2 protein-coding genes are annotated in these 949 nt (G+C 40.8%); one reads left to right on the top strand and one right to left on the bottom strand.

All coding sequences use genetic code 11. From position 1 onward, the window contains the following. A partial coding sequence (locus ACWHAR_RS24080) for a PDZ domain-containing protein (RefSeq protein WP_317906681.1) occupies positions 1-296 on the top strand: 296 nt, incomplete at its 5' end. Between the two features lie 35 nt (positions 297-331). On the opposite strand, the gene ACWHAR_RS24075 is transcribed toward ACWHAR_RS24080, so the two are convergent. Next, complete coding sequence (locus ACWHAR_RS24075; protein WP_003185100.1) at positions 332-796, bottom strand: Dps family protein; 465 nt, start codon at positions 794-796, stop codon at positions 332-334. Between the last annotated feature and the right edge of the window lie 153 nt (positions 797-949).

Below are 949 nucleotides of genomic sequence, written 5' to 3'. Positions count from 1 at the left end.
TCGATATGCAGCAGGTGCCTGAACAGTACCAGCAAAATACGCTCGGCCTTTTCGGAGACCAGCTTAATAAAGGCGTGTACATCGATAAAGTATCGCCGAAATCGCCTGCGGCAGACGCGGGTATGAAAGCCGGCGACGTCATCACCAAAATGAACGGCAAAAACGTCGAAACCACCTCAGACCTCAGAAAAATTCTTTATACAGAAGCAAAAGCAGGAGATACTGTCACATTTGAGGTGCTGAGAAACGGAAAGCAAACAACAATGAAAGCAAAACTTGCGAAAAGCAAATCATAAATAAAAGCCATGGCAAACGCCATGGCTTTTTCATATTACTTGTCCAAAAATGAAGAAAGCATCCAAATCTGCTTATCAATTTCCTCTGTCAGGGCGATATAAAGGTCAGCGGTAGAATGATCTGATTTATCTTCCGCAAGTTCGATGGTATGCTGAATTTCATCGCGGATTTGACGGTAATCGCTTACCAGTGCGGAAACCATTTCTTCGGCCGTTTTTTCGGCTCCGTTTTCCTCAATTGTGCCGTGGTCAATGTATTCTTTCATTGTGGCGAGCGGCTGTCCGCCGATGGCCAGCAAGCGTTCCGCGATCACATCTGCTGTTTCTGACGCATGGTTGTATAGCTCTTCAAATTTTTCATGTAGGGTAAAGAACTGCGGCCCTTTTACATACCAGTGAAAACGGTGAAGCTTCGTGTAAAGGATGAACCAGTTTGACAAATTCGTATTCATTGAGTTTTCAAGTACAGGATTTTGCTGTTTTAATTGTTGAGAGATCATATGATATTTCCTCCTCGTGTTTTTCATTTGTTAATTATATTATAACAAATATAAAATTAAAATCAATACTAAATTATAATTATTTTAAATAACATTATTTAAGCAATTTTTTTATGACCGCACGTTCCCAAATCTGCCATGGCAGGATTTGGT

It is taken from the genome of Bacillus sp. LR--39, assembly GCF_053613335.1.
The sequence above is the reverse complement of the archived record's forward strand: the minus strand, read 5'-3'. Positions and strand labels throughout refer to the sequence as shown.